A 1,002-nucleotide genomic window follows, 5' to 3' on the forward strand; every position below is an offset into this window, starting at 1 on the left:
TGGCGCAAAGGCACCACCAAAGACATCGAAGAGAAGCTGTTCACCGTGGTCTCCCACACCGACGCACACGGACAGACACGGAAATGGTCGGTCGCTGACACACTCGTTGACCTGCCCCTAGCAACGACCAAGAAGACGGGAGAAGTCTTCAACATCCGCCAGATCAGCCGCATCGTGGGTACCACCGGTGGCGGGACGAGGCAAATCCACATCCTCACCACCGATCGTGACCTTTCGGCCGGGGAACTCGTGTATCGGATGGGCAATAGGTGGCGGCAGGAGAACCAGTTCCGCTACGCCCGGATGCATTTCGAGCTCGACTCCCACGACTCCTACAGCTCCAGTGATGACAACGAAGACCGGATGGTGCCGAATCCGGCGAAGGCCAAGGCGTACCAAAAAGTTGTTGCCGCCCGGAATGCTCATGCCGAGGCGGCCGCGATCGCTGAGACGAACTTGATGGCCCTGAAATCCCCGGCAGAGGGCTCCAAAGAACTTCTCGTCACGGTCACCAGCGCCATGCACAACCAAGCCATGGCCCCCCTCTGGGAAGCAGAGAACACGCTCATTGCTGCGGAGAAAGCCCACAAGAAGATCCCGGCGAAGCTCCGCCTCGGGGAGTTGAACCCGGGCCAGCAAGTACTGGATACCGAGACGAAAATGATCCACACCGGGATCCGGATGGCCGCCTACAACACCGCGATGACGATCGCGAGGGAGATCCGCACCAACACCGGATACCGGCGCGCCAACCAAGAAGCCCACGCCCTCATGCGCCAAATGTTCAACCAAACCGGCGACATCGATACGACCGAGCCCGGCCACCTCACCATCACCCTGGACCCGCTACCGACCACAGCCAAAACCGTTGCCGCCGCCGAACTCTGCGCCCACCTCACCAGCACCAAAACCCGCTACCCCGGCACCAGCCTGATCCTCAAATACGCAATCAAAACCAAGCCGCCGGCTCTCATCAATTAAATCGTGATATCAGGAGCCCTG

At 60.2% G+C, this 1,002-nt stretch carries 1 protein-coding gene; it reads left to right on the forward strand.

From position 1 onward, the window contains the following. On the forward strand, positions 1 to 981 hold a 981-nt coding region (locus ABIB48_RS18000; RefSeq protein ID WP_354213819.1), incomplete at its 5' end, for a putative transposase. Positions 982 to 1,002 lie beyond the last annotated feature (21 nt).

Source organism: Arthrobacter sp. UYCu511 (assembly GCF_040547105.1).
In the GTDB taxonomy this organism is placed as follows: Bacteria; Actinomycetota; Actinomycetes; order Actinomycetales; family Micrococcaceae; genus Specibacter; species Specibacter psychrochitiniphilus.